The organism is Flavobacterium sp. (assembly GCF_046153165.1).
Lineage (GTDB): Bacteria > Bacteroidota > Bacteroidia > Flavobacteriales > Flavobacteriaceae > Flavobacterium.
This window is the reverse complement of the sequence record NZ_JBJXEN010000050.1, coordinates 1-26749: the sequence shown is the minus strand read 5'-3', so window position 1 is coordinate 26749 and position 26749 is coordinate 1. Positions and strand designations below refer to the sequence as shown.

The following is a 26749-nucleotide window of genomic DNA, read 5'->3' as shown; positions in this document are numbered from 1 at the left end:
ACAAAATTAGGTTTTTGTTAAATTGTTAACGATAACGTTATAGTTTTAAAATAAACGAATTATTTGCCGTCTATTTTTGTTTGAAATGCAAAATATGCTCTTTTTGATGCTATTTCTTCTGCTTTCTTTTTTGATGTTGCTCGAGCTTTTGATATAACTTTACCATCAATACTTAATTTTACACCAAAATATTTTAGTTTTCCTGCATCATCATCTTCATAAATATCATAGTGAAATTGTCTTTTTTCTTTTTGGCACCATTCAATGACAAGACTTTTATAACTAATAACTTTACCTTCTAGTTTGTCGATATCTACATAAGGTTTGATTACTTTTTTATGAATAAATTTTTCACAATATGCAAAACCTCTGTCTAGATAAATGGCTCCTATAAAAGCTTCAAAAAGATTTCCGTGTATGTTTTCTCCAAAATTTTGTATTGTAACTTTACTTTCTAAAAACTGAATAAGATTAAGATCTTTTCCTAGTTCATTTAGATGTTCTCGACTAACAATTTTAGATCGCATTTTAGTAAGATAACCTTCGTCTCCATCAGGAACCATATTAAATAAGTGAGCAGCTATCACACTTCCTAGCATAGCATCTCCCATAAATTCTAGTCGCTCATAATTCATAGGATTGCCTTTTTCATCTAATTTATTCATCGATCGGTGCGTAAATGCTTTACGAAAGTGAATGAGATTTAAAGGTTTAAATCCTAAGATTTTCTCAAGTTTATCAAAAAAATTCCCGTCCTCTGGAGAACGGGAATTTGAAAATATTTTTTTAATAATACTCATAAGAGTAATTAATCTAATTTTTTAAATAGAACACAAGCGTTGTGACCGCCAAAACCAAAAGTATTACTCATAGCGACTTTTACTTCTCTTTTTTGAGCAAAATTAAGTGTTAAGTTTAATTCTGGGTTAATGTTTTCGTCAATAGTTGTGTGGTTTATTGTAGGAGGAACTATTCCATGTTTTATTGCAAGTATTGATGCAATTGCTTCGATAGCACCTGCTGCACCCAGTAAGTGTCCAGTCATCGATTTTGTTGAATTAATATTAATGTTCTTAGCATGAGCACCAAAAACATGACTTATCGCTTTCAATTCTGCAACATCACCAAGTGGAGTTGAAGTTCCATGAGTGTTTATATGATCTACATCTTCAGGATTCATTCCAGCATCACGAAGTGTGTTTTTCATTACTGCAATAACACCTATTCCTTCAGGATGTGGCGCTGTTAAGTGATAAGCATCAGACGACATTCCGCCTCCGCCAACTTCACAATATATTTTTGCACCACGTGCTTTAGCGTGCTCATATTCTTCTAGAACAATTGCACCAGCACCTTCGCCAAGTACAAATCCGTCACGGTTAGCATCAAATGGTCTTGAAGCAGTTTCTGGACTGTCATTTCTTGTAGATAAAGCTTGCATAGAATTAAAACCTCCCATACCTGCTATTGTTACTGCAGCTTCTGATCCCCCAGAAACAATAATATCACACATTCCTAAACGTATATAATTGAAAGCATCAATCATTGCGTTTGAAGAAGAGGCACAAGCAGAAACAGTAGTGTAGTTAGGACCCATAAATCCGTTTCTCATAGAAATATGTGCAGGAGCAATATCAGCAATCATTTTTGGGATAAAAAAAGGATTAAATCTTGGGGTGCCATCTCCTTTAGCATAACTCATTACTTCTTCTTGAAAAGTTTCTAAACCGCCAATTCCAGCTCCCCAAATAACACCAACTCTTTGTTTGTCAACATTTGTATCTGTTATTGCAGCATCTTTAATCGCTTCTTCACTTGCAGCAACAGCATATTGTGCAAATTTATCCATTCTTCTTGCCTCTTTACGATCCATAAAATCTTCTATATTGAAGTTTTTTATCTCGCAAGCAAATTTAGTTTTGTGTTTTTCAGTATCATAATAAGTAATGGGAGCAGCACCGCTTTTTCCGCTTATTAATCCTTCCCAATACTCTTGAACGTTATTTCCAATTGGTGTTAGTGCTCCTAATCCAGTTACTACTACTCGCTTTAATTGCATAGTTTAGTTGATTTTGTTTAATATAAAAAAACCCAGCGTACTTTTAATTATTACTAAAAGAAACAATGGGTGGTATTACATAAATATTTTATGATTGTAATACAATCAGTGTTTTTTACAAATCTACGAAAGATTTTGAAAAGACATTAAAAAAATAATAACATCTGTAAGGTATTTCACTTACAGATGTCTTTGAGTATTATTTTTTAGCTTCTTCAATGTAAGAAATCGCTTGACCTACCGTAGCAATGTTTTCAGCTTGGTCGTCTGGAATTTGAATGTCAAATTCTTTTTCGAACTCCATAATTAGCTCAACAGTGTCTAATGAATCAGCTCCTAAATCGTTTGTGAAGCTTGCTTCTGTTACAACTTCGTTCTCGTCAACGCCTAATTTGTCTACGATAATCGCTTTTACTCTTGATGCAATGTCTGACATAATCTTTAATTTTAATTTTTAATTTGATGGCAAAAATAAAAAACTTTATCTTAAAACCACATTTTAGTTAATAAATCTGACTACGAATTTAAAAAAATAATTTCACAAAGACGTTTAATTTTAATTATTTATCATTTATTATTCTTTTTTTTGCGTAATATAAATCACAGGATAAATGAAAAAGATTGTAATATTTGCTTCAGGGTCGGGTTCTAATGCCGAAAATATCATATTACATTTTAAAAACAAAAATCTAGCAAACGTAGTCACTGTATTTACTAACAATCTACATGCCAAAGTTTTAGAAAAAGCAAATCAGCTCCAGGTTTCTACCGAAATATTTAGTAAAGCAGAACTTTCTGACGGTACCATTTTAAGTAAGATAAATAAAATAAATCCAGATTTAATTGTTCTGGCGGGTTTTCTATTAAAATTTCCTGAAACTATTGTTGAAGCCTTTCCTAATAAAATAATAAATATTCACCCAGCTTTACTTCCAAAATATGGTGGAAAAGGAATGTACGGAATGAATGTACACAAAGCAGTTCTGGAAAATAAAGAACCTGAAACCGGAATTACCATTCATTATGTAAATAAGAATTATGATGAAGGCGAATTTATTTTTCAAAAAAATGTTTCGATTGTAAATTGTAAAGAACCAGAAGAAATTGCTCAAAGAATTCATGAACTAGAAATGGAATATTTCCCTAAAGAAATTGAAAAACTCCTAACAACCTAAAATTGAAATACGAAGTACATATATATACAGATGGTGCTGCCAAAGGTAATCCTGGGCCAGGTGGCTATGGCGTGGTCATGGAATTAGTTGGTACCTCTTTCAAAAAAGAGTTTTACGAAGGGTTTAGACATACAACTAACAACAGGATGGAACTATTAGCCGTAATTGTGGGTTTAGAAAAACTAAAAAAACCAGACATGAAAGTTTTAGTTATTTCAGATTCTAAGTACGTTGTTGATTCTGTCGAAAAAAAATGGGTTTTAGGTTGGGAGAAAAAAGGATTTGTAGACCGAAAAAATTCCGATTTATGGAAACGGTTTTTAATTATTTACAGAAAACACCAAGTCGATTTCAAATGGATAAAAGGGCATAATAACCATCCTCAAAACGAACGATGTGATGAATTAGCAGTTTTTGCATCTAGTCAAAAAACACTTTCGATTGATGCTTTTTATGAGAAAGAAGACAATAAACTTTTGTAATTTATTACTTGCTTAAGATTTACTTAAGTAATTGAATTTGTGATAATTATCATTTTTCACAAATCAATAAAAGCGTAATCTTGTAACATTAAATTACAATATTATGAAAAAAACAATCTTTATTTTCGCTGGACTAGTTTTATTTGCTTGTAAAAAAGAAGCTGAACAAGATTTTTCTAAACCACAAGTCGCTGAAAAATCAGAACTTATGAAAAAAGTCTCTCTTTTTTTTAAATCAATTTCAACCATTGAGTATGCTCCCGTTCCACAAAATAAAATAGATTTGGGGAAAAAATTGTTTTTTGACAAAGCCTTATCAAAAAATGGAACAATCAGTTGTAATTCTTGCCATAATCTTGCCACTTTTGGTGTTGATAACAAATCTTTTTCTCTTGGAGATACAAAAGAGTTGGGTGGTCGTAATTCACCCTCTGTTATTTACGCATCCCTTCATGCCATGCAGTTTTGGGACGGAAGAGCAAAAGATGTTGAAGAACAGGCTGGTGGTCCTTTGTTGAATCCTGTAGAGCATAGTTTGCCTAGTAAAGAATTCTTAGAAAAAAAATTAAGGGCAATTCCTGAATATCAAAATGCTTTTAAAAGTGTATTTCCAAATGACAAAGAACCAATAACATTTGTAAACATTACTAATGCCATTGGAGCATTTGAACGTCAGTTAAACCCAACAAGTAAATTTGACGATTATTTAGATGGAAATGAAAATGCAATTAACGAACAAGAGAAGAAAGGATTAACAGCTTTTGTTGATAATGGGTGTACTACTTGTCACAGTGGTGTAGCGATTGGCGGACAGCTTATGCAAAAATTTGGTCTTTATGGAGATTATGCTAAATTGACGAATAGCAAAAAAATAGATAAAGGTCTTTTTGATAGGACTAAAAAAGAAGGAGATCAATTTATGTTTAAAGTACCTAGTTTAAGAAATGTTGAAAAAACATACCCTTATTTCCATGATGGCTCTGTTGTTTCGCTAAAAGAAGCCATAAAAATTATGGGGAAATTACAAGTAAACAAAGATTTGTCAGATAATGATATTAAAGATATTGAAGCTTATCTAAAAACATTGACAGCCGATACCGATGCTAAATACAAACAATAAAAACAATCACATTTTATAATAATTTTTAAAAGGGCTAATTCTCAAAAATTAGCCCTTTTTAATAAGAAGAGAATAATATAAAATTCCATTTTCAAACTTCAAACTTTACAACTATCTTTGCACTTTAATTTGAAACTAAAGATAATGAATAAATTATTAATTGTTGGAACTGTTGCTTTCGACGCTATTGAAACTCCTTTTGGGAAAACAGACAAGATTTTAGGTGGTGCAGGAACATATATTGGACTTTCAGCTTCACATTTTAACTTGCAATCAGCAATAGTTTCTGTCGTAGGAGACGATTTCCCACAAGAATATTTAGATTTATTAACTTCAAGAAATATTGATATTTCAGGTCTTGAAGTAGTAAAAGGAGGAAAAACTTTCTTTTGGAGTGGAAGATATCATAATGATTTAAATTCTAGAGATACATTGGCTACAGAACTAAATGTTTTAGCCGATTTTCAACCTAAAGTGCCACAAAATTTCAAAAATGCCGATGTTGTTATGCTAGGAAACTTGCATCCAATGGTGCAAAGTAGTGTTTTAGATCAAATGGAAGAAAAACCAAAATTAGTTGTTCTTGATACAATGAACTTTTGGATGGATTGTGCGCTTGAAGATTTACTTAACGTTATAAAACGTGTCGATGTTATCACTATAAATGACGAAGAAGCACGTCAACTTTCAGGAGAATATTCTCTTGTAAAAGCTGCCGCTAAGATTCATACAATGGGTCCTAAGTATGTAGTTATCAAAAAAGGAGAACACGGAGCGCTAATTTTTCATGAAAAAGAAGTTTTCTTCGCACCAGCTTTACCACTTGAAGAAGTTTTCGATCCAACAGGAGCAGGTGATACGTTTGCAGGAGGATTTGCAGGTTTTATAACGCAAAGCGAAAACGTTTCTTTCGAGAATATGAAAACGGCAATCATTCACGGATCAAATTTAGCATCTTTTTGCGTCGAGAAGTTTGGAACCGAAAGAATGCTAAAATTAAATAAAGAAGAAGTTGTAGCGAGATTGAAACAATTCAAATCTCTTACACAATTTGAAATAGCATTATAATAAAAAAACGCCTCGGAATTCTCGAGGCGTTTTTGATTTAAAAAAACAACTAACTAGTTAATTTGCAAGAAATAATAATTTACAAATTTACTGGTAAAAGCATAAATAACTACAAAATTACAACAGCCCAATGAGTGATGCAATTAAACACGAATGTGGAATAGCTTTTTTAAGATTACTAAAACCGCTTGAGTTTTATAAAGAGAAATATGGCACTGCTTTCTACGGAATACAAAAAATGTATCTCCTTATGGAAAAACAGCACAATCGTGGTCAAGATGGTGCTGGTTTTGCAAGCATAAAACTAGATGTTGAACCTGGCGAAAGATACATTAGCAGAGTCCGCTCTAATGATGCTCAAGCCATACAAGATGTTTTTGCGCAAATAAATTCTCGAATAAACGAAGAAATGATTGCGCACCCAGAATATGCTGATAATGTGGCAATGCAAAAAGCAAATATTCCTTACATAGGCGAATTGTTTTTAGGTCACGTTCGTTACGGGACTTTTGGAAAAAATAGTATTGAAAATGTACATCCTTTTTTACGTCAAAATAACTGGATGCATAGAAATTTACTATTAGCAGGAAATTTTAATATGACTAATGTTAAAGAACTTTTCAATAGTTTAGTAGAATTAGGTCAGCATCCAAAGGAAATGGCGGATACTGTTACTGTAATGGAAAAAATAGGACATTTTTTAGATGAAGAGGTGACCGACTTGTATCAGGAATGCAAAAATAATGGATTTTCTAAAAGAGAAGCTTCTCCAATTATTGCCGAAAAGCTAGATTTGGTTAAAATCTTAAAAAAAGCATCCAAAAATCTCGATGGAGGTTATGCCATGGCAGGATTATTAGGGCATGGTGACGGATTTGTATTTCGCGATCCAGCAGGAATTCGTCCAGCTTATTATTACCAAGACGACGAGATTGTAGTTGTGGCTTCGGAAAGACCAGTGATACAAACTGTTTTTAATGTCGATTTCGAAAAAGTACAGGAATTGCAACCTGGAAATGCTTTAATAATCAAGAAAAACGGAAAAGTTTCAGAAGAAGAAATTATCACACCAACTATAAAAAAAGCCTGCTCTTTTGAAAGAATTTATTTTTCTCGTGGGAGTGATGCAGAAATATATCAAGAAAGAAAAAATCTAGGAAAATTAATACTTCCTGCAGTTCTTGATGCGATAGATAATGACACTGATAACACAGTTTTTTCTTATATTCCAAATACGGCTGAAACTTCTTTCTACGGATTGGTCGAAGCGGCACAAGATTTTTTAAATCAACGAAAAAACAATTTTATTCTTGCAAATCGTAACACATTAACAACCGAATCGCTTCAAGAATTACTTTCGGTAAAAATTAGAACCGAAAAAGTAGCTATAAAAGATGCAAAACTGCGAACCTTTATCACCGAAGACAGCAGTCGAGATGATTTAGTTGCTCACGTATATGATGTTACTTATGGTGTGATAAAACCAACAGACAATCTTGTTATAATAGACGATAGTATTGTTCGAGGAACGACATTAAAAATGAGTATCATAAAAATGATGGATCGTTTGAAGCCAAAAAGTATCATTGTAGTCTCCTCTGCGCCACAAATTCGTTATCCTGACTGTTATGGAATAGATATGGCAAAACTAGAAGGATTAGTTGCTTTTAGAGCTGCTTTAGAATTGCTAAAAGAAAGAAACTTATATCACATTGTTGATGAAGTTTATGCTAAATGCAAAGCACAAGAAAATCTAAAAGATGACGCAGTTGTAAACTTTGTAACCGAAATTTACGCACCATTCAAACCGCAAGAAGTATCAGATAAAATTGCCGAAATGCTTACCGAAGATTCAGTAAAAGCGAAAGTAAAAATTATTTTTCAAACAGTAGAAAATTTACATATTGCTTGTCCTAAAAATTTAGGCGATTGGTATTTTACTGGTGATTATCCAACACCTGGAGGGAACCGAGTAGTAAACCGAGCTTTTATGAATTTTTATGAAGGGAAAGATGCTAGAGCCTACTAAAAACAAGGAAAACTACAATTCAACGAGTATTTATACAATTCACCGATTTAATTTGGTGACCGCGCAAACTGCCTATACTTTAGCCTCACCATTACATAAGTAGGTTAAGTTTATGGTAGATTTGGGGCAAAAAAGGTAGAACTAATAATTCTACCTTTTTTATTGGAATAAAATGAAATAATAATATCTAAATTATTTTAATACTAAAATAATAAAAAAGCAACATTTTTTTTCTAACTAAATTAGGTTAGAAAGGCTCTAACAGTATTTAGTTAGAAAAAAATAATACTTCTTCAATCAACGATTTTTTATACAATTCAACGATTTTATTTGGTAAAAAAGCACAGTAGCAGTACTTTTACCTCACCATTACATAAGTAGGTTAAGTTATGGTAGATTTGGGGCAAAAAAGGTGAAACTAATAATTTCACCTTTTTTATTGGAACAAAGTCAAGAAAATAAAAAAGACGAACAAACTTTATAAAAAGTCTATTCGTCAATTATCTAAAAAAAGTTATTTCAAAGATTATTTTGCTTCTGCAAAACGTCTTGCAACTTCATTCCAGTTTATTACATTAAAAAAAGCTTCAATATAATCAGGTCTTCTATTTTGATAGTGTAAATAATAAGCGTGTTCCCAAACATCCATTCCTAAAATTGGAGTTCCACCACAACCTACACCAGGCATAAGTGTGTTATCTTGATTTGGAGTTCCGCAAACCTCCAATTTTCCATCTTTTAGACACAACCAAGCCCATCCAGAACCAAATTGTGTAGCACCAGCTTTAGCAAAAGCCGCTTTAAAATCTCCAAATGTCCCAAAAGCCGAATCTATAGCAGTTGCTAATTCACCCGTTGGTAAACCACCACCGTTTGGTGACATTACTGTCCAAAATAAATTGTGGTTAAAAAAACCACCACCATTATTACGAACAGCCATTTTAGTCATATCGAGGTTTTTAAGAATATCTTCAATAGATTTTCCTTCTAAATCAGTTCCTGCAATAGCTGCATTTAGGTTTGTCGTATAAGCATTATGATGTTTAGAATGGTGAATCTCCATTGTTCTTGCATCAATATGTGGTTCTAATGCATCGTATGCATAAGGTAATTGTGGTAATTCGAAAGCCATAATTGTATATTTTAAATGATTAGTATATATTTAAATTCAAAATTAATCATTTAACTTTGGAATTAAAATTTCAATCTGTTATAATTTCATTAAAAGTGTGAATTATATAATTGTAGTTTTAACAGAAATAGATATTTGAAGCTATTTCCCGCACCCCGAGCCTGAAAGTGCGAACTGGCGAAGCAATTTGCCATAAAACAACATTCTAATTCGAACGAGATTGATTCGTTCCTCGTAATGACTATGAAAACACCTGCATTCTCTATATATAACGCATCAGCTGGTTCAGGTAAAACATATACTTTGGTCAAAGAATACCTAAAAATAATTCTAAAAGCCAAACACAACGATGCTTATAAAAATATTCTCGCTATAACCTTTACAAACAAGGCAGTTTTCGAAATGAAAACTAGAATTATAGACAGCCTTTTCGATTTTTCTAAAGATAATCCATCTGAAAAATCAATTCAATTGATGGATGATTTATCAAAAGAAATCAATCTCAATCCATTTCAAATTAAAACAAAAGCACAAGCAATAATAAAAAACATTATTCATAATTATGCGGCTTTCGATATTTCGACTATCGATAAGTTTACTCATAAAGTAATTCGTGCTTTTGCTTTTGATTTGGGTTTACCTATCACTTTTGATGTTTCGCTAGATACCGAAAATTTATTGCAAGAAGCAGTAGATGCTATTGTTGCGCAGGCTGGAGAAGATGAAATCCTAACAAAATTACTCGTCGATTTTACAATGGAAAAAACCGACGATGACAAATCGTGGGATATTTCGAGCGAAATCATGAGCACAGGAAGGTTAATTCTTAACGAAAATTATCGTGAAGAAATTCTATCGCTCAAAGACAAAACAATTCCAGAATTTATCGAGCTCAAAGCAAAATTAGAAGAAACCTGTAAGTCATTAGAAAACGAAAATATTCATTTAGCAAATGAAGCCTTGCAGCTTATTAATACACAAGGAATTGATACAAAATCCTTTTCTAGAGAAACTTTTCCTAATCATTTGGGCTTTATTCAGAGAAGTGAACTCAAACCAACACATAAAAAGTTTAGAACTGTCGATGACATTGCTATTAATAAAAACGCAAAAGACAGAGATATTATTGAAGGAATTGCCGAGGAACTAATTTATACCTTATATAAAGTTTATAAAAACTACGAAAAGAAGGATTTTTACCAAGCTTTTCTAAAAAATATTACGCCACTTTCATTACTTAATACGGTAAGTAATGAGTTAGCTAAAATTCAGGAAGACCAAAACATTTTATCTATTTCCGAATTTAATAAATTAATATTCGAACACATACAAAACCAACCAGCACCATTTATTTACGAACGATTGGGCGAAAAGTACAAGCATTTTTTTATCGATGAGTTTCAGGATACATCCGAAATGCAATGGCAAAATCTGGTTCCGTTAATTGATAATGCACTTTCGAGTGAAGATTTGCAAGGTATCCAAGGTTCATTGATGATTGTAGGAGATCCAAAACAGTCTATTTACCGTTGGCGTGGCGGAAAAGCGGAACAGTTTATCGATTTGGCTAAGTCCAAAAATCCATTTAGTAATAAAGACAAAGAGGTTTTTAATTTAGAAACAAATTATCGAAGTTTCGATACGGTAATTGCCTTTAATAATGATTTTTTTAAGTTTTTATCACAAAAATTTTCTAACAAAGATTACAAAGATTTATACAAAAATTATAGTTTTCAAAAATCAAATGCTAAAAATGGAGGTTATGTAAACATTTCTTTCATTCCAGAAATTGATTCCGATTTTGTTTCGGAAGATGATGATGAAAATATCGATAAAAATGACATTTACCTTAAAACTTCTTTGCAAACTATTAGAAAAGTAGTCACAGAAGGTTTTTCGTTTAACGAAATTGTATTGCTTACTAGAAATAATAAACATGGCGTTTTATTGGCAAATTACTTGACCGAAAACGATATCCCAGTTATTTCGTCCGAAAGTTTATTGATAAATGCGTCATCGGAGGTGAAGTTTATACTAAATATGTTTCGATATTTAAATGATAAAAATGATATCGAATCATTAGCCAATGCATTATATTATTTGGATCAAAATATTGATAATACTATAAAAACACACGATTTTATTTACCAAGGAATTCAATACAAAGAGGAAAATGCCTTAGAAAAATGGCTGGCTAATTTCGGAATACATCTTTCGTTTCAAAATAGTAGAAGAAAATCATTGTACGAAATTGCTGAATTGATTGCAGCAAAATGTATCAATCCTAAAAACAATAATGCCTATGTGCAATATTTTTTAGACATTGTTTTAGAGCGTGATGTAAAATATCAAATGAGTATTTCTGATTTCTTAGTCTATTGGGACAAAAACGGTCTCAAACTAAGTATTCCATCTGCCGAAGGATCTAATGCGATTCGAATTATGACAATTCACAAATCGAAAGGATTAGAATTTCCTGTAGTTATTTTTCCTTTTGCCGAAGAAAATTATAGTGCCCCCAAACGAGAAAAAATGTGGATAGATTCTCAATCTGACGATTTAGATTTTGATAAATTTCTAATAGACAAATCTAGCAAAGTAACCGAATATGGAGAAAATGCAGCTGCGGTTTACAATCAGAAATCACAGGAAGATTTATTAGATAATATTAATGTTTTGTATGTAGCATTAACGCGCGCAGAAGAACAATTGTATATTATCTCTAGTATGAAAGAAAGAAATAGCAAAGGTGATTTGCCTAATAATTCGGCTTCGTTATTTATTGAATTTTTAGAAGATTGCAAAAACTTTGATTCAAATGTTTTGAATTATGAATTTGGTGATTCAAAAAGAATTTCTAAACAAAAACCACTCGAAGCCAAACGAAAAAATATTGAAGTTGTAAATGCTGTAATTAATCCAAATGCTATAAAAATTGCACAACGAGAATCACTCATGTGGGGAACACACCAGCAAAAAGCCATCGAATTTGGGAATGTTTTACATGAAATTTTATCATTTGTCAAAACTAAAAATGATATTCCATCGGCAATAAAAAAAGCATTAGAAACAGGTCTTATTACTAAAAATCAGCAACAAGAAGTAGAAAAAACAATTGCTGAAATTGTTTTTCATCCAGAATTAAATGACTTTTTTGATGAAAATGGCAAAGTTTTTAATGAACAAGTGATTATTAAAAAAGAATCAAAAACAATAAAACCCGACCGAATTACTGTTTCTGGAAAAAATGCTTACTTGTTGGATTACAAAACAGGAAAACATCAGCCTAAATATGAGAGCCAACTAAGAGATTACGAATTAGCACTGATAGAAATGGGATTTCAAGTGCATAAAAAATCACTTGTGTATATAGGAGAAAATATAGAAATAGTACATTTGTAGAAAATAATCAAAAGTCGAATGTAAAAAGTCGAAAGTTTCTCAAAACTTTAAACCTTAAATTTTAAACTAAAAAAATGTACGGAAAAATTAAACAACATTTACAAAACGAGTTAAACACAATCGAAGAAAACGGAATTTTCAAAAAAGAAAGAATTATCACTTCGCCACAAGGAGCTGAGATTACAGTTAACGGTAAAACTGTTCTTAATTTTTGCGCTAATAATTATTTAGGATTATCATCGCACCCAGAAGTAGTTCAGGCAGCAAAAGATACTTTAGATTCTCATGGCTTCGGAATGTCGTCGGTTCGTTTTATTTGCGGAACACAAGATATTCATAAAACACTTGAAAAAAAGATTGCTGATTTCTACGGAACAGAAGATACCATTTTATATGCAGCAGCTTTTGATGCTAATGGAGGTGTTTTCGAACCATTACTAGGAGAAGAAGATTGTATTATTTCTGATAGTTTAAATCACGCATCAATAATAGATGGAGTTCGTCTATGTAAAGCAGCTCGTTATCGCTATGAAAATTCGAATATGGAAGATTTGGAGCAACAACTAATTAAGGCTACTGAAGCTGGAACTCGTTTCAAACTCATTATAACTGACGGTGTTTTCTCTATGGACGGATTAGTAGCTCCTTTAGATAAAATTTGTGATCTAGCAGATAAATATGACGCCATGGTCATGGTTGATGAATGTCACGCAGCAGGATTCATTGGAGCAACAGGAAAGGGAACGTTAGAAGCCAAAGGTGTAATGGGGCGTGTAGATATTATTACTGGGACGCTGGGTAAAGCTTTAGGCGGTGCAATGGGAGGATATACAACAGCTAAAAAAGAAATTATTGAAATTTTACGCCAACGTTCACGACCTTATTTATTTTCAAACTCATTAGCGCCAGCAATTGTAGGAGCTTCAATTAAGGTTTTCGAAATATTAGAAAAAGACACCACACTTCGTGATAAATTAGAATGGAATACCAATTATTTTAAAGATGGAATGAGAAAAGCAGGGTTAGATTTTATAAATGGGGATTCTGCAATCGTTCCAGTGATGCTTTATGACGCAAAATTATCTCAAGTTATGGCCGAAAAATTACTAGAAAAGGGCATTTATGTCATCGGATTCTTTTTTCCGGTTGTTCCTAAAGACAAAGCAAGGATTAGAGTTCAGTTGTCTGCAGCACATACAAAAGAGCATTTAGACAAGGCTATCAAAGCTTTTACAGAAGTTGGAGAAGCTTTGAATATTATTAAAAAATAATTTTTTTTCACTTTTTATCTAACTTTTTTAACAATTCATTTTGTAATTAATAATTTCCTAGTTACTTTTGTCACAATAACGTAATGTAATCAAATAAAATTAAGTATGAAACATCTTAACAAACTTTTTGTTTCCATGTTGATGATTGCTGGATTAAGTGCTTCTGCACAAGACAGCGACAATCCATGGGCAATATCTTTCGGAGCCAATGCAATAGACACAAGAACTAGTGCTGGTACCAGAGATTTTAATTTAAAAGATCACTTTTCAGAATTCTTTAATGCAAAAGACAATTGGAATATCCTTCCTTCTGTTTCTTACTTAACAGTTTCTAGAAATGTTGGTGGTAATTTTTCTGTAGGAGTTACAGGTTCTGTAAACAAAATTACAAAATATGTAAATTGGGAGGGTCCAACTCCAAATGCAGTGAGAGTTGACAATCCAAATGCGATGTATTATTCAGGAGATTTAGCTATCAAATATAGCTTAATGAGTTTAATTGGTTCAAAAGTAATTGATCCTTCTGTAAATGTTGGTGGTGGTTATAGCTGGATGGGTAAAACATCTGGTGGTACTGCAAACATAGGAGCTGGTTTAACTTTTTGGTTTACTGAACAAGTTGGTTTATCATTAGCTTCTACATACAAAAAAGCATTTACTGATAGAGAATATAAATCTGCAACAGATTTTCAACTTCCTTCACTTTTTGAAAATACAGCAGGTTTAGTTTTTAAATTTGGTGGTAAAGATACAGACGGTGATGGTATCTATGATAAAGATGATGCTTGTCCAGAAGTTGCTGGTTTAAAAGAATTTCAAGGTTGTCCTGATACAGATGGAGACGGAATTGCTGATAAAGATGATACTTGTCCAGAAGTTGCTGGTTTAGCTGCATTAAACGGTTGTCCTGATACTGACGGAGATGGTGTTGCAGATATGAAAGACAAATGTCCTACAGTTGCAGGTCCAAGAGATAACGGTGGTTGTCCATGGCCAGATACTGACGGAGATTCAGTTCTTGACAAAGATGATAAATGTCCAGATGTTAAAGGTACTGTAGCTAACAATGGTTGTCCTGAAGTTTCTGAAGAAGCTATCAAAAGATTAAACGATTATGCTAAAACTATCTTGTTTGATAACGCTAAATCTACTTTCAAAGCTCAAACATTACCTATTTTAGATGCTATGGTTGCTATCTTAAACGAGTATCCATCTTCAAAATTTAGTATTGAAGGACATACAGATAATGCTGGTAAAAAAGCATCAAATCAAACTTTGTCTGAAAATAGAGCTAAAGCAGTTGCAGATTTCTTAATTTCAAAAGGAATCGCTTCAGACAGATTAACTTCTGCAGGTTTTGGTGATTCTATGCCAATTGCTTCAAACAAAACTAAAGTTGGAAAAGCTTTAAACAGAAGAGTAGAAGTAAAAGTGGTTAAATAATCACTTCTAAAATAAATTCTTAAAACGCCCCGATTTATCGGGGCGTTTTTTTTATATTTATATTCTATGAAAAACAATACTTTTTTAGAAAACTTAGTTGATAAATTACTTTCAGATGAAACCGAAAACATTTCTGAAACAACCATTATTCTACCCAACAAAAGAGCTAAAATATTCCTTCTCGAGGCATTAAAAAAAAAACTACCTAATTTTACTTTTGCGTCAGAGATTACAAGCATTGAAGACTTTATTCAAGAAATTGCAAACATTCGATCTATAGATTCTATAGAATTGCTTTTCGAGTTTTATACGGTTTATTTATCGGTAACGGTAAAGGAAAAGCAACAAACATTCGAACAATTCTCTAATTGGGCAAAAACATTATTACAGGATTTTAACGAGATTGATCGTTATCTTCTAGACCCAAAACATGTATTTTCTTATCTTCAAGATATAGAAGTCATTAAACGTTGGGGTATTGACGTTGAAGATAAAACTAAATTAATAGATAATTATCTAGAATTTTGGAAATTACTTCCATTGTATTACGAATCATTTTATACATATCTAAAAAATAAAGAAATTGGTTACCAAGGGTTAATTTATAGAGAAGCAGTATCAAATCTTGAAAAATTCATTTCTAATTTTAAAAATAAAAAAATTGTTTTTGCAGGTTTCAACGCCTTAAATCAAGCAGAAGAAAAAATCGTGCAGCAACTTATCGTTAAAGATATTGCATCTATCTATTGGGACATTGATGCGGTTTTTCTAAATGATATTTCTCACGATGCAGGATTATTTGTGAGACGTTTCAAAAATACTTGGTCTCATTATAAAACCAATCCTTTCGAGTGGATCACTACTAATTTTTCAGATGAAAAGAATATTCAAATTATAGGTACAGCAAAAGCTATTGGTCAAGCCAAAATTGTATCGGGAATAATCGACAAGCAAATTTTAGATAATCCGAACGCATTATTAGACAAGGTAGCTTTAGTTCTTGGTGATGAAAACATGCTTATTCCAATGTTACATTCTCTTCCAGCAAGCGTTGGCAGTTTGAATATCACAATGGGTTATTCTAGCAAAAACAATCCAATCCAATTGTTGGTTGCTAAATTATTTAAGATGCATAACAATGCATTAAATAGAAGTGAATCTAACTATGTTTTTTATTATAAAGATGTGCTTGATGTGCTTTCTAATCCAATTATAGAATCTTACGTAAATGCTTCAAAAGTAATTTATACTATCAAAAAGAATAATTATACATTTATAACACATCAAAAAGTTATTTCGTTTCAAGAAAATCCCAATCGTCTTTTCGAATTGCTTTTTCAGAAATGGAATCAAAAACCTATCGAAATATTAGAACTTATTTCCGAAATATTATTAATCGTTAAATCAAATTTAGATTCAAGTTTAGAAGAGGATAAGGTGGTAAAAACATTTTTATATTCTATATATAAAGTCATTAATAAGCTGATTACCTATTGTTCTAAAAATGAATATATAGAAAATATAGATACCTTGTATGCCATATACAAACAAGTTATCGATCTTGCTGAGGTTTCATTTGAAGGAGAACCTTTGTCCGGATTGCAAATTATGGGTGTTTTGGAAAGTCGTGTTTTAGATTTTGAAACGGTTATTATAACTTCGCTAAATGAAGGCAAATTTCCAGCGGGAAAAACAGTTAATTCTTTTATCCCTTACGATGTAAAACGAGAATTAGGCTTGCCAACTTATAAAGAAAAAGATGCTATTTACACGTATCATTTTTACCATTTGTTACAGCGTGCAAAAAATATTTATTTGCTTTATAATACGGAAAGTGATGGTTTAGATGGTGGCGAAAAAAGTCGCTTCATTACGCAGTTAGAAGTCGAAAAACAACCAAAACACAATTTGACTCATGAAATTATTCAGCCAATTGTTCCTAATATTGCTTCCAAACCAATCGTAATTCCAAAATCTGAATCAGTAATGATGCGATTGAAAGAAATTGCAACAGGAAAAGGATTTTCGCCATCGGCATTAACGACTTATATCAGAAATCCGATTCAGTTTTATTTTCAAAGAATACTATCTATTCGAGAATCGGAAGAAGTAGAAGAAAATATCGCGTTAAACACATTAGGAACGATTATCCATGAAACATTGGAAGCATTGTACAAACCAGTCATTAATAAATTTTTGACTACTGATGATTTAGATAAAATGTTGGTTCTTGCTAACGAGGAAGTTCTCAAACAATTTAAAGAAATTTATAAAGAAGGAGAGGTTAAAAAAGGGAAAAATCTTTTGGCTTTTGAAGTAGCAAAACGAAATGTTTTTAATTTTTTAATTGAAGAAAAAAAGCAAATTGCAAATGGGGATGTGGTAAAAGTTTTAGCATTAGAAACGCCGTTGGAAAAAGTTTTAGAAGATGAGCGTTTGCCATTTCCGATAAAAATTGCTGGAAACGTAGATCGAATAGAAATTAGAAACAACAAAATTCGAATCATCGATTACAAAACAGGAAAAGTAGAAAAAAACAGCGTTCAACTCAAAGATTGGAACGGACTTACTTTAGATATAAAAAAGGATAAAATAATTCAGTTGCTTTGTTATGCATTTATGTATGAAGAGCAAGCAAATGGCTTAGAAATGGAAGCCGGAATCATTTCATTTAAAAATATGAAAGGCGGTTTTTTACCTTTTGGAATAAAACAAGACAAAGAGGTTTTTACAACCATAACACCTGAAATTCTAGAGCATTTTAAAAAGGAAATAGTTGTTTTAATTAATGAGATTTTGAATATTGAGATTCCTTTTGAGGAAAAAATTATCTAAAAAATCTTAAAAAAAGTCAATAATGCTTTTTCTAAAGCATCACGGTTTTCAATATGGCTCATGTGACCATCAGGAAAAGGAATCAATTGCACATTGGTACCTTCAATTTGTTTGATGTTGTCTTCGTAATTAAGAACGCCATCTTTTTTACCAAGAATAAGTAGTTTAGGATAAGAAGTAAGATGTAATAAGTGTTCTTTGTTTTTTCTGAGTTTCATGCCCTCCTGCGCTGCAATATAACCTTGTAAAGGCGTTTTTAAAGCTTCTTTTTTTACTTGCTCAATTTCTGAAATAAAACTTTCCCGATTGTCTATACTAAATAAATTTGCGATAGAGATTTGTACTAAAGAAGCATATTCTTTGTGTGCCATTTTTATAGCGCGATTTCTGTTTATTTTTCGCTCATGATCATCAGCATAAGTAGTCGAGTTTAATAAGGCAAATCCTTTAGTGTTTTCAGGATACAATTCGGCGAAAGCCAAAGCTACATAGCCACCCATCGAATGTCCTACGAAAATAGATTTTCTAATTTTTAAATGTTGCAAAACAGCATAAACCATATCGGCTTGGTCTTCCATCGTGTGTACATAACCTAGACATTCCGATTTGCCATGACCTAATAAATCGATAGTAATAACTCGGTATTTTTCTGTAAACGATGCCATATAAGAATCCCACATCGTGGCATTTTCTAAAAAACCATGAAGTAAAACTATAGCAGTTCCTTTTCCAGCATCGGAATAGGAGATTTTCGTGTTTTTGTGGTGAATTGTTTTCAACGTTAAAAAACAAGTTAAAGATTATTGCAAAAATAGATTTTTGAAATTTAAAAAATGTATGTTTGAATAATTAAAAGTTATAATATGTTCACAGTTAAACAAATTAAAGACGCTCATACTAAAGTAAAAAGTGGCGCTGATTTTCCACAATACATGCAAGATCTTATCGCACTTGGTGTAATTTCTTTTGAAACATTTGTGTATGATAATCATACTAATTATTATGGAACTAATGATTTTAAAATATCATCGGAAGGTTTTTTAGAAACACTTATAATTTCGGATCAAATTAATATAAAACAATTTCAGATTGACTTAAAAGCACACCAACAAGGGAAAACCGATTATATGACATTTCTAAATGATTGTGCGAGATCAGGTGTTGAAAAATGGATTGTAGTTATGGCTAAAATGACCTGTTCTTATTATGATAAAAACGGAAATGAAATGGTTGTAGAAACAATTCCAACGATTTAATATTTAGAACACAGATTAGAGAAATTATATTAATTTTTATAAGTTAAAACCTTATTTTTGAGAAAAGTATTTTTATGAACAGACTTTTTATTATTGGAAACGGATTTGATTTGGCTCATGGATTACCAACGAGATACAAAGATTTTATTGATGATTACTGGGCAAGTATTAAAAATAGTAATCATGATGAATTGATATCTTTTAATTTGAATAATTACGGCGAATTCAACAATCATGAAAACTTGGATGATTTAATAGATATGATAATCAATACTAATAGTGATTTTAGGAAAGAAGGTATAGGAGTATATAAATTAAAGACACATCTTAAACCAATAGAAGATAATAGAGTTCAAATTCTGAACTATAAAAATCTTTTTTTTAAATTAATAAATCAAAACTCAATTCAAAATTGGGTTGATATTGAGAATATTTATTATAAGAGTTTAAAGGAAATAGTAAAAGGCGAATTAAGAAAACAAAATTATATTGGGGACATTAAACGATTAAATAAGGAATTTGAAGAGGTGAAAAATCTACTTGAAAAATATTTGAAAGAAAAAGTAGTAGATAAATATCAATTAGATTTTACCAAAGATCAAAATATAGATTGGGTAAATATTTACAATAACCTGAAGCCGATTTCATTATTGAGTAATCAACATGAAGTTCATAATGAATTTATAAAAACTGAAGATGTCGAAGAAATAAAACTGCATTTTGAAAAAGAAAGAGAAAAAGAATTAGTAAATAATTTATATTTCTTAAATTTCAATTACACCCCAATTGCAGGGATCTACAGTGATTTATTAAATAAAGATGATCGAATAGAAAGTAAAGTGAATTATATTCATGGAAACCTTGGGAATATTATTGAGAATAAAATCAATTTCGGTTTTGGAGACGAAATGGATGATGATTATAAAATGATTGAAAATATAGACGATAATGAATATTTAAAAAACTTTAAGTCATTTCAATATTTACAAAATTCAAATTATAATGATTTACTTAGATATATTGATAGCGATAAATACCAAGTATGTATAATGGGGCATTCTTGTGGTTTGTCAGACAGGACATTATTAAATACAATTTTCGAACATAACAACTGCCGATCTATAAAAGTCTTTTATCATGAAACTAAAGACAAAGAGGGTAATGTGGTCAAAGATAATTATACAGATATTATTCAAAATATTTCTCGCCATTTCAATAAAAAGAAATTAATGAGAGAAAAAATTGTAAACAAAACTCTTTGCAAACCATTACCACAAATACAATTGCCTTTAAAATAAAAACGGCTCACTTTCGTAAACCGTTTTGTTTATATATTTTGAAAAGTAAATTAATCTAAAAGCCTTCCTAATCCGCCTAAAACACTTCCTTCTTCGTTGCTACTTCCTCCAGCTCTTGGTGCTGAGGCAATAATTTTGTCTGCCAATCGGCTAAATGGTAATGATTGCACATATACAGTTCCTGGACCGCGAAGTGTAGCGTAAAACAGCCCTTCACCACCAAATAACGAATTTTTTATTCCTCCAATAAATTCGATATCGTAATCTACATCTTTGGTAAAACCTACAATACAGCCTGTGTCGACCTTAAGAACATCGCCAACACCTAATTCTTTTTTTGCTAATGTTCCGCCAGAATGTACAAATGCCATTCCGTCTCCTTCTATTTTTTGCATAATAAATCCTTCTCCTCCAAAAAGACCTCGACCTAGTTTTTTAGAAAATTCTATTCCTATAGATACACCTTTTGCAGCGCAAAGGAAAGAATCTTTCTGGCAAATAAATTTACCGCCAAATTGGGTTAAATCGATAGCTATAATTTTCCCTGGATAAGGAGAAGCAAAAGACACTTTGCTTTTTGTATTGTTTTGATTAATAAAAGCCGTCATAAACAAACTTTCTCCTGTTAGAACTCTTTTTCCAGCACTTAAAAGTTTTCCGAAAAGTCCTGATTGTTGTCCAGAACCGTCGCCAAAAATGGTTTCCATTTGTATGTTGTTGTCCATCATCATAAAACTACCCGCTTCGGCAACTACGATTTCTTGCGGGTCAAGTTCTATTTCTACATATTGCATTTCTTCACCAAATATCTGATAATCTATTTCATGTGCTTGCATTTTCTTTTTGTTTTAAATTTATTGATATGTCGAATAAGAATTCAAAGTGTTACAGATTTATATAACTGAAAACTATAAGAAATAATATTCGTTTATGATTTTAGAAAAACATCTATGGCAGAAAAATATTTTTCTTCGGCATCAAGCCAACCGTAATGTTTACAGTTATCTAGCAAAATAACTTTAGAATTCGCAAAGGCTTTGTGTGCAGTTTGAGCAATCTCCTCATTAATAACATCTTGTTTTCCTTGTATAATAAGAACTGGCTGTTTAAAAAGTTTTAGTTTGTTTTTGCAATCAAATTTTATTTTTCTGAAATCATCCCAAACCAATGTGTTTATAGTCGAATTTCCTTGGGTAAGTCTTTCGGCAATGATAGGTATAAATTTTCGGTCATATACGTATGCAGGCGCTAATGCTCTACCTCTTCCTAGACTGGTTGCGTGACTTGTATCTCCTTTGTCTATTTTGTCATTCCAATATTGCAAAGAGTCTTGTTCTATTTTAGATAAATGAGAGGTGATTAGATTTGGACCATTCAATAAACTTAAGTCGATACCGCCAGAAGATGATAATATTAATTTTTCGATGCTATTTGGATAGACGGTTGCATAATAAGACGCAAGCATTCCTCCAAAAGAATGACCTAAAATAATCCATTTTTTAATTTTGAGATGCTGTCTTAAGGATTCAATATCATCAGCCATTAATTTGATGGTAATAGTTTTTGAATCTAAAGAGTTTAGAGGGGATTTTCCCGTTCCTCTTTGGTCATAAATAATAGTTTGGTTGTTTACAGCAAGCTTTTTTGCCATTGCTTCGAAACCATTACTATTCATACCAGGCCCACCATTTATTATTAAAATAGGGTTTCCTTTTCCAAAAATTTTATAATAACTTTTACTCGAATCAGCATTTGTAGAATAACCATCGGATTGAGAAAATGCAATTTGAATACTCAATAAAATAATAATAAAAAGAAACTTTTTCATAATCATGTTTTTTGTAAAAATAAAAAAAACGACTCACTTTGTGAGTCGTTATCTGTTAAATAAAATAGTAAGTTTTTAACTATTCATTAAGCTTTCAATTTCATCTACTTCAATAGGAATATTTTTCATTAAGTTAAAAGGTTTTCCTTTTTCTTGTACTACAACATCGTCTTCTAGTCTAATACCAAAACCTTCAGCTGGAATGTAAATTCCTGGCTCTACTGTAAACACCATATTGGCTTTCATAGGTTCATGTAATAATCCGTAATCATGCGTGTCTAAACCCATGTGATGGGAGGTTCCGTGCATAAAATATTTCTTGTATGCTGGCCATTCTGGGTTTTCGTTTTGCACATCGGCTTTGTCAAGCAACCCTAAACCAAGTAATTCGGAAGTCATGATTTTGCCTACTTCAACTTGATAAGGTTTCCATAAAGTTCCTGGCGTAAGCATTTTTGTAGCTTCATTTTTTACATTTAAAACTGCATTGTAAACTGCTTTTTGTCTGTCGGTAAATCGTCCGGAAACGGGAATCATTCGTGTCATATCGCTAGAATAATTAGCATATTCGGCACCTACATCTAGCAAAATTAAATCTCCTGCTTTGCATTGCAAGTTGTTTTCTATATAATGCAAAACATTGGCACTATTCCCTGATGCAATAATGGGCGTGTAAGCAAATCCTTTAGAACGATTTCTTAAAAATTCGTGCATAAATTCCGCTTCTATTTCGTATTCCATCACATTTGGCTTAACGAACGACAGCAAACGACGAAATCCTTTTTCGGTAATATCACAAGCGGTTTGTATCAAATCTAGTTCTTCGCTTTCTTTGATAGAACGAATTCGTTGCAAAATAGGATTCGATTTTTCAACTTTATGCGCAGGATAATTCTCTTTCCACCATTTTATAAAACGAGCTTCGCGAGTTTCGGTTTCAATAGTTGCGCGATAATGTTCATTGGTATTAATGTACATTGTATTGGCATAAGCCATAATTTCTTTTAATGTTTTATGAAAATCCTGTAACCAAATCACACTTTTTATGCCAGAAACTTCAAAAGCACGCTCTTTAGTTAGTTTTTCGCCTTCCCAAATGGCAATATGTTCGTTAGTTTCTTTTAAGAATAAAATTTGTTTGAGATGTTCGTAAGGCGCATCAGGAAAAAGTAATAAGATACTTTCTTCTTGATCCACTCCAGATAGATAAAAAATATCTCGGTGTTGTGCAAATGGCAATGTGCTGTCTGCAGAAACTGGATATATATCGTTCGAATTGAAAATGGCAACACTATTAGGTTTCATCTGAGCTATAAATTTTGCTCTATTTTTGATGAAAAGTTGAGAATCTATTTGATGGTATTTCATGATATGATAATTTTTATCAAAAATAAGTAATATTATAATTTTTGACGTAGCCAAATGGCGTTATTTTTATATTCACAATTATAGTAATCTGTATTCCAATAACAATTATAAGATATTTTTACGAATACGACTCATGTGACGAGAGGAAATTCCAAGAAAAGAAGCCAAATAATGTAACGGAACTTCTTGCAATAATTTAGGTTCTGTTAACAATAATTTTTTATATCGTTCTTCTGGAGTAAGTGTAAGCAAATCGATGCGATAATCATCTATCAAACAAATCTGTTTTTCGATTAAATTATAGTAAAACAAATTGAATGCTTTATTGTTTTTTATTAAATCTCTAAAGGTATGAATATCTATAACTCGTAATTTACAATCAAAAATTGCTTTCACACTTTTGCGAGAAGGTTTGTTAAATAGAAAACTACTAAGTGAAGAAGTTACCGTGTTTCGTAATGCTAGATAAGATGTTTTTTCTTCACCAAGAACGAGAATCGAATGTTGTAAAATTCCACTTTCAACAAAACAAAAATATTGGCAAATTTCTCCTTCTTTGACCAGATATTCATTTTTTTTCAAATTTAAAATTGTAAATGAATTTTCCGCTTTTTGAATGGATTCTTTAAAGTCATCAATTTCACAGTCAATAAATTGATGCAAATAATCGATAAAATTAGTTTTAGAATTTGAAAGTTCCATTTTTTGAAAAAATTTAAACAAAAATATTCTTTTTTAACGGAAATAAGTTTGGTTAAAAGCTTTAAAACAATATTTTTATAAAAATTTCAGTTATGAAAAAATATTGGCCTTTAATTTTATTCTCGTTTTCAGTTACAATTCAAGCTCAAGATAAGGTTCCGTTTCGAATTTTTGATGGTAACGGTCGAGAAGCAAGTTATAAAGACATGCTAAAAGCTTCGGAAAAGGCAGAGGTTATCTTGTTTGGGGAAGAACATAATAATGCGATTGCTCATTGGCTTCAGTTGGAACTTACAAAGGATTTAGCTGAAAAAAAGCAACTCGTTTTGGGCGCCGAAATGCTTGAAGCCGATAATCAGAAACAATTAGATCAGTATTTGAAAGGAGAAATTAATCAAAAGCAACTCGATACTACTGCTAGATTGTGGCCTAATTACAAAACAGATTACAAACCATTAGTCGATTTTGCTAAGACAAAAAATATTCCTTTTATAGCTACAAACATTCCACGTCGTTTTGCTGCAAAAGTATCTAAAAATGGTTTCGAAGCTCTTGATGAGTTGACAGTGGAAGAAAAAAATTGGATAGCTCCATTACCTATTTTATATGATGCAAATTTGCCAGGCTATGTCGAAATGCTGAAAATGATGGGAGAACATACCAGCCCAAATATGCCAAAAGCACAAGCTTCAAAAGACGCAACAATGGCTTATTTCATTCTAAAAAATAAAAAACCAGAAACCACGTTTGTACATTATAATGGTACTTATCATAGTGATAATCTTGAAGGAATTAACTGGTATTTAATAAAAAAAGAACCAAAATTAAAAATTTTAACTATTGCCACAGTTACGCAAAAGGATATTATTCGTTTTGAAAAAGAAAACCTTCATAGAGCCGATTTTATTCTTGTAATAGACGAAGATGTTACTAAAACATATTGAATTTTTGTTTAATATTGAACCTCAAAAAACCTAAACATGAAAATTAAAAACCTATTGTTATTTCCTATAGTTGCTTTGACGCTTTTCGGTTGTACAGATAATGACGACGAAGCTGATATTCCTAAAGCTCCTGAACCACAACTAATCGTTAAGTTTAAGTTTGATCCAACACAAGTTCGATTAAATAACTTGGGGCAACCATCGACTGTTACTGCTGGAAATGCAGCGCAATCTCCAATTTTTAATACTATTGCTTCACATTATTTAGAATTTTCACCAAGTGCAACAACACAATTAGGATCAGGAACAATTTTATATCACGGGCAAGAAACTACTGCTGGAGGATTGAACGCTTTCGATTTTAGTCAAGCAAAAATTGTTGCAGAAGGCGAAGCGTTTCTAAGTATTCCATTAAGTCAAATTCAAGCAGGAAGTTACGAGTGGGTTAGATGTTCGCTTTCATATCAAAATTATGACATCAATGTTCGAAGTGCAGGAGTTGATTATGTCGGGACTTTAGCAAGTTTTGTAGGGTCTAGAACTTATATCACAACCCATAATATAGGGAATTATCCATTTGTGGTAAATGGAAATCGTGACCAAGGTTACTGGGCTTTTGGTTTGCAAGGAGTTAATTATTCAACTTCTGGGCAAACACCTGCTGGCGCAACAACAGTTCCCAATCCGCTTTCAGGGCAATCGGACATTCCTGCAAATTCATGTGTGGTTACAGGTAAATTTGCTAATAATTTAGTCATTACTGGAGCCGAAACAAGCAACATTGAAGTGACGCTTTCGCTTTCTATTAACAATAGTTTTGAGTGGAATGAAGTTAATGTAGATGGAAAATACGAACCCTCAGCTGGAGAAAATGTTGTAGATATGGGATTAAGAGGTTTAATTCCTAGCTATGTGAGATAAAATAGCTTTGAGAATAAATATTAAAGATGGGTTTGACTGATTAGGCTTCAACAAAAGTTAAACCCATTTTAAATTCATTATAAATAAGCTACTAACATTTGTTGATGAGATGAATTTGCGTTATTTTTGTTTAAATTTTTTTAAAACCAAATAATTAACAAAAATACTATGGCAAAATCAACAATGTTGAAGTCATCGATAGCAAAAAAAGTCGCTATGGCTCTTTCGGGAATTTTCCTGATAACGTTTCTCTCACTTCACTTTTTTATCAACATGATATCGGTTTTTAGTGCTGAAACTTTCAATATGATGTCTCATTTTATGGGATATAATCCAGTAATTCAATTTGTTATGCAGCCTGTTTTAATTCTCGGAGTTGTTTTTCATTTTGTAATGGGAATAGTTTTAGAATTAAA

General features: G+C 31.8%; 22 protein-coding genes and 1 pseudogene. 14 read left to right on the top strand and 9 right to left on the bottom strand.

What is annotated here, in order from left to right:
* Positions 1 to 59: 59 nt before the first annotated feature.
* The 3 genes from rnc to ACKVOV_RS05850 form a co-directional block, all read right to left on the bottom strand.
* Positions 60 to 800, bottom strand: a complete 741-nt coding sequence (gene rnc, locus ACKVOV_RS05860) for a ribonuclease III (RefSeq protein WP_409205827.1) — start codon at positions 798 to 800, stop codon at positions 60 to 62.
* 8 nt (positions 801 to 808) lie between these two features.
* The gene (fabF, locus tag ACKVOV_RS05855; protein WP_409205826.1) at positions 809 to 2059 is read right to left on the bottom strand and encodes a beta-ketoacyl-ACP synthase II; all 1251 of its coding nucleotides are present in this window, start codon (positions 2057 to 2059) and stop codon (positions 809 to 811) included.
* Between the two features lie 199 nt (positions 2060 to 2258).
* On the bottom strand, positions 2259 to 2495 hold the full coding sequence (locus ACKVOV_RS05850) for an acyl carrier protein (RefSeq protein WP_007137004.1): 237 nt from the start codon (positions 2493 to 2495) through the stop codon (positions 2259 to 2261).
* A 175-nt stretch (positions 2496 to 2670) separates the two neighbouring features.
* Between ACKVOV_RS05850 and ACKVOV_RS05845 the strand changes: the two genes are divergently transcribed.
* The 5 genes from ACKVOV_RS05845 to ACKVOV_RS05825 all read left to right on the top strand — a co-directional run bounded on the left by ACKVOV_RS05845 (position 2671) and on the right by ACKVOV_RS05825 (position 7933).
* Positions 2671 to 3234, top strand: coding sequence for a phosphoribosylglycinamide formyltransferase (locus ACKVOV_RS05845; protein WP_409205825.1), 564 nt, complete (start codon positions 2671 to 2673; stop codon positions 3232 to 3234).
* Between the two features lie 2 nt (positions 3235 to 3236).
* Positions 3237 to 3716, top strand: coding sequence for a ribonuclease HI (gene rnhA, locus ACKVOV_RS05840; RefSeq protein WP_409205824.1), 480 nt, complete (start codon positions 3237 to 3239; stop codon positions 3714 to 3716).
* Positions 3717 to 3819: 103 nt separating this feature from the next.
* A complete protein-coding gene (locus ACKVOV_RS05835) occupies positions 3820 to 4836 on the top strand; it encodes a cytochrome-c peroxidase (RefSeq protein WP_409205823.1) in 1017 nt (338 codons plus the stop codon).
* A gap of 144 nt (positions 4837 to 4980) precedes the next feature.
* Positions 4981 to 5904: a PfkB family carbohydrate kinase gene (locus tag ACKVOV_RS05830; RefSeq protein ID WP_409205822.1), complete on the top strand. Its 924-nt coding sequence runs from the start codon at positions 4981 to 4983 to the stop codon at positions 5902 to 5904.
* A 130-nt stretch (positions 5905 to 6034) separates the two neighbouring features.
* Complete coding sequence (locus tag ACKVOV_RS05825) at positions 6035 to 7933, top strand: amidophosphoribosyltransferase (protein WP_409205821.1); 1899 nt, start codon at positions 6035 to 6037, stop codon at positions 7931 to 7933.
* A 526-nt stretch (positions 7934 to 8459) separates the two neighbouring features.
* On the opposite strand, the gene ACKVOV_RS05820 is transcribed toward ACKVOV_RS05825, so the two are convergent.
* Complete coding sequence (locus ACKVOV_RS05820; RefSeq protein ID WP_409205820.1) at positions 8460 to 9065, bottom strand: superoxide dismutase; 606 nt, start codon at positions 9063 to 9065, stop codon at positions 8460 to 8462.
* A 243-nt stretch (positions 9066 to 9308) separates the two neighbouring features.
* Here ACKVOV_RS05820 and ACKVOV_RS05815 point away from each other — a divergent pair, with 243 nt between their 5' ends.
* The 4 genes from ACKVOV_RS05815 (at position 9309) to ACKVOV_RS05800 (ending at position 18016) form a co-directional block, all read left to right on the top strand.
* Positions 9309 to 12467: a UvrD-helicase domain-containing protein gene (locus ACKVOV_RS05815; protein ID WP_409205819.1), complete on the top strand. Its 3159-nt coding sequence runs from the start codon at positions 9309 to 9311 to the stop codon at positions 12465 to 12467.
* Positions 12468 to 12541: 74 nt separating this feature from the next.
* A complete protein-coding gene (gene kbl, locus ACKVOV_RS05810; RefSeq protein ID WP_409205818.1) occupies positions 12542 to 13738 on the top strand; it encodes a glycine C-acetyltransferase in 1197 nt (398 codons plus the stop codon).
* Between the two features lie 105 nt (positions 13739 to 13843).
* On the top strand, positions 13844 to 15181 hold the full coding sequence (locus ACKVOV_RS05805) for an OmpA family protein (protein WP_409205817.1): 1338 nt from the start codon (positions 13844 to 13846) through the stop codon (positions 15179 to 15181).
* Positions 15182 to 15247: 66 nt separating this feature from the next.
* Positions 15248 to 18016 (top strand): PD-(D/E)XK nuclease family protein, encoded by a 2769-nt coding sequence (locus tag ACKVOV_RS05800; protein ID WP_409205816.1) that lies wholly within the window; start codon positions 15248 to 15250, stop codon positions 18014 to 18016.
* Here ACKVOV_RS05800 and ACKVOV_RS05795 read toward each other — a convergent pair.
* Positions 18013 to 18795: an alpha/beta fold hydrolase gene (locus ACKVOV_RS05795; RefSeq protein WP_409205815.1), complete on the bottom strand. Its 783-nt coding sequence runs from the start codon at positions 18793 to 18795 to the stop codon at positions 18013 to 18015. The genes ACKVOV_RS05800 and ACKVOV_RS05795 overlap by 4 nt on opposite strands.
* Before the next feature lie 84 nt (positions 18796 to 18879).
* On the opposite strand from ACKVOV_RS05795, the gene ACKVOV_RS05790 reads away from it, so the two are divergent.
* Both ACKVOV_RS05790 and ACKVOV_RS05785 read left to right on the top strand, forming a co-directional pair.
* A complete protein-coding gene (locus tag ACKVOV_RS05790) occupies positions 18880 to 19272 on the top strand; it encodes a DUF1398 domain-containing protein (RefSeq protein WP_409205814.1) in 393 nt (130 codons plus the stop codon).
* Positions 19273 to 19346: 74 nt separating this feature from the next.
* Positions 19347 to 20570, top strand: a complete 1224-nt coding sequence (locus ACKVOV_RS05785; RefSeq protein ID WP_409205813.1) for an AbiH family protein — start codon at positions 19347 to 19349, stop codon at positions 20568 to 20570.
* Between the two features lie 50 nt (positions 20571 to 20620).
* On the opposite strand, the gene ACKVOV_RS05780 is transcribed toward ACKVOV_RS05785, so the two are convergent.
* From ACKVOV_RS05780 to ACKVOV_RS05765, 4 genes are all read right to left on the bottom strand, one after another.
* Entirely contained in the window at positions 20621 to 21406 is a 786-nt protein-coding gene (locus ACKVOV_RS05780) for a TIGR00266 family protein (RefSeq protein WP_409205812.1), read from the bottom strand.
* A 92-nt stretch (positions 21407 to 21498) separates the two neighbouring features.
* Entirely contained in the window at positions 21499 to 22398 is a 900-nt protein-coding gene (locus ACKVOV_RS05775) for an alpha/beta fold hydrolase (protein WP_409205811.1), read from the bottom strand.
* A 75-nt stretch (positions 22399 to 22473) separates the two neighbouring features.
* Positions 22474 to 23766, bottom strand: a complete 1293-nt coding sequence (locus ACKVOV_RS05770) for an aminopeptidase P family protein (protein ID WP_409205810.1) — start codon at positions 23764 to 23766, stop codon at positions 22474 to 22476.
* Between the two features lie 105 nt (positions 23767 to 23871).
* Positions 23872 to 24468, bottom strand: a complete 597-nt coding sequence (locus ACKVOV_RS05765) for a Crp/Fnr family transcriptional regulator (RefSeq protein ID WP_409205809.1) — start codon at positions 24466 to 24468, stop codon at positions 23872 to 23874.
* A gap of 92 nt (positions 24469 to 24560) precedes the next feature.
* On the opposite strand from ACKVOV_RS05765, the gene ACKVOV_RS05760 reads away from it, so the two are divergent.
* The 3 genes and pseudogenes from ACKVOV_RS05760 to ACKVOV_RS05750 form a co-directional block, all read left to right on the top strand.
* Entirely contained in the window at positions 24561 to 25412 is an 852-nt protein-coding gene (locus ACKVOV_RS05760; RefSeq protein ID WP_409205808.1) for a ChaN family lipoprotein, read from the top strand.
* A 36-nt stretch (positions 25413 to 25448) separates the two neighbouring features.
* Positions 25449 to 26333 carry a hypothetical protein gene (locus ACKVOV_RS05755; RefSeq protein WP_409205807.1) on the top strand — a complete coding sequence of 295 codons (885 nt, stop codon included), beginning with the start codon at positions 25449 to 25451 and terminating at the stop codon, positions 26331 to 26333.
* Positions 26334 to 26501: 168 nt separating this feature from the next.
* A pseudogene (locus ACKVOV_RS05750) lies at positions 26502 to 26749 on the top strand (succinate dehydrogenase); the annotation flags it as partial.

Excerpts from the sequence above, each read along its gene's own strand:
- ACKVOV_RS05850 (WP_007137004.1), bottom strand. The coding sequence starts at position 2,495 with ATGTCAGACATTGCATCAAGAGTAAAAGCGATTATCGTAGACAAATTA.
- rnc (WP_409205827.1), bottom strand. The coding sequence starts at position 800 with ATGAGTATTATTAAAAAAATATTTTCAAATTCCCGTTCTCCAGAGGAC.
- ACKVOV_RS05830 (WP_409205822.1), top strand. The coding sequence starts at position 4,981 with ATGAATAAATTATTAATTGTTGGAACTGTTGCTTTCGACGCTATTGAA.
- ACKVOV_RS05790 (WP_409205814.1), top strand. The coding sequence starts at position 18,880 with ATGTTCACAGTTAAACAAATTAAAGACGCTCATACTAAAGTAAAAAGT.
- ACKVOV_RS05755 (WP_409205807.1), top strand. The coding sequence starts at position 25,449 with ATGAAAATTAAAAACCTATTGTTATTTCCTATAGTTGCTTTGACGCTT.
- ACKVOV_RS05815 (WP_409205819.1), top strand. The coding sequence starts at position 9,309 with ATGAAAACACCTGCATTCTCTATATATAACGCATCAGCTGGTTCAGGT.
- ACKVOV_RS05820 (WP_409205820.1), bottom strand. The coding sequence starts at position 9,065 with ATGGCTTTCGAATTACCACAATTACCTTATGCATACGATGCATTAGAA.
- ACKVOV_RS05775 (WP_409205811.1), bottom strand. The coding sequence starts at position 22,398 with ATGAAAAAGTTTCTTTTTATTATTATTTTATTGAGTATTCAAATTGCA.
- fabF (WP_409205826.1), bottom strand. The coding sequence starts at position 2,059 with ATGCAATTAAAGCGAGTAGTAGTAACTGGATTAGGAGCACTAACACCA.
- ACKVOV_RS05800 (WP_409205816.1), top strand. The coding sequence starts at position 15,248 with ATGAAAAACAATACTTTTTTAGAAAACTTAGTTGATAAATTACTTTCA.
- ACKVOV_RS05770 (WP_409205810.1), bottom strand. The coding sequence starts at position 23,766 with ATGAAATACCATCAAATAGATTCTCAACTTTTCATCAAAAATAGAGCA.
- ACKVOV_RS05780 (WP_409205812.1), bottom strand. The coding sequence starts at position 21,406 with ATGCAAGCACATGAAATAGATTATCAGATATTTGGTGAAGAAATGCAA.
- ACKVOV_RS05785 (WP_409205813.1), top strand. The coding sequence starts at position 19,347 with ATGAACAGACTTTTTATTATTGGAAACGGATTTGATTTGGCTCATGGA.
- ACKVOV_RS05845 (WP_409205825.1), top strand. The coding sequence starts at position 2,671 with ATGAAAAAGATTGTAATATTTGCTTCAGGGTCGGGTTCTAATGCCGAA.
- ACKVOV_RS05835 (WP_409205823.1), top strand. The coding sequence starts at position 3,820 with ATGAAAAAAACAATCTTTATTTTCGCTGGACTAGTTTTATTTGCTTGT.
- ACKVOV_RS05825 (WP_409205821.1), top strand. The coding sequence starts at position 6,035 with ATGAGTGATGCAATTAAACACGAATGTGGAATAGCTTTTTTAAGATTA.
- ACKVOV_RS05805 (WP_409205817.1), top strand. The coding sequence starts at position 13,844 with ATGAAACATCTTAACAAACTTTTTGTTTCCATGTTGATGATTGCTGGA.
- kbl (WP_409205818.1), top strand. The coding sequence starts at position 12,542 with ATGTACGGAAAAATTAAACAACATTTACAAAACGAGTTAAACACAATC.
- ACKVOV_RS05765 (WP_409205809.1), bottom strand. The coding sequence starts at position 24,468 with ATGGAACTTTCAAATTCTAAAACTAATTTTATCGATTATTTGCATCAA.
- ACKVOV_RS05760 (WP_409205808.1), top strand. The coding sequence starts at position 24,561 with ATGAAAAAATATTGGCCTTTAATTTTATTCTCGTTTTCAGTTACAATT.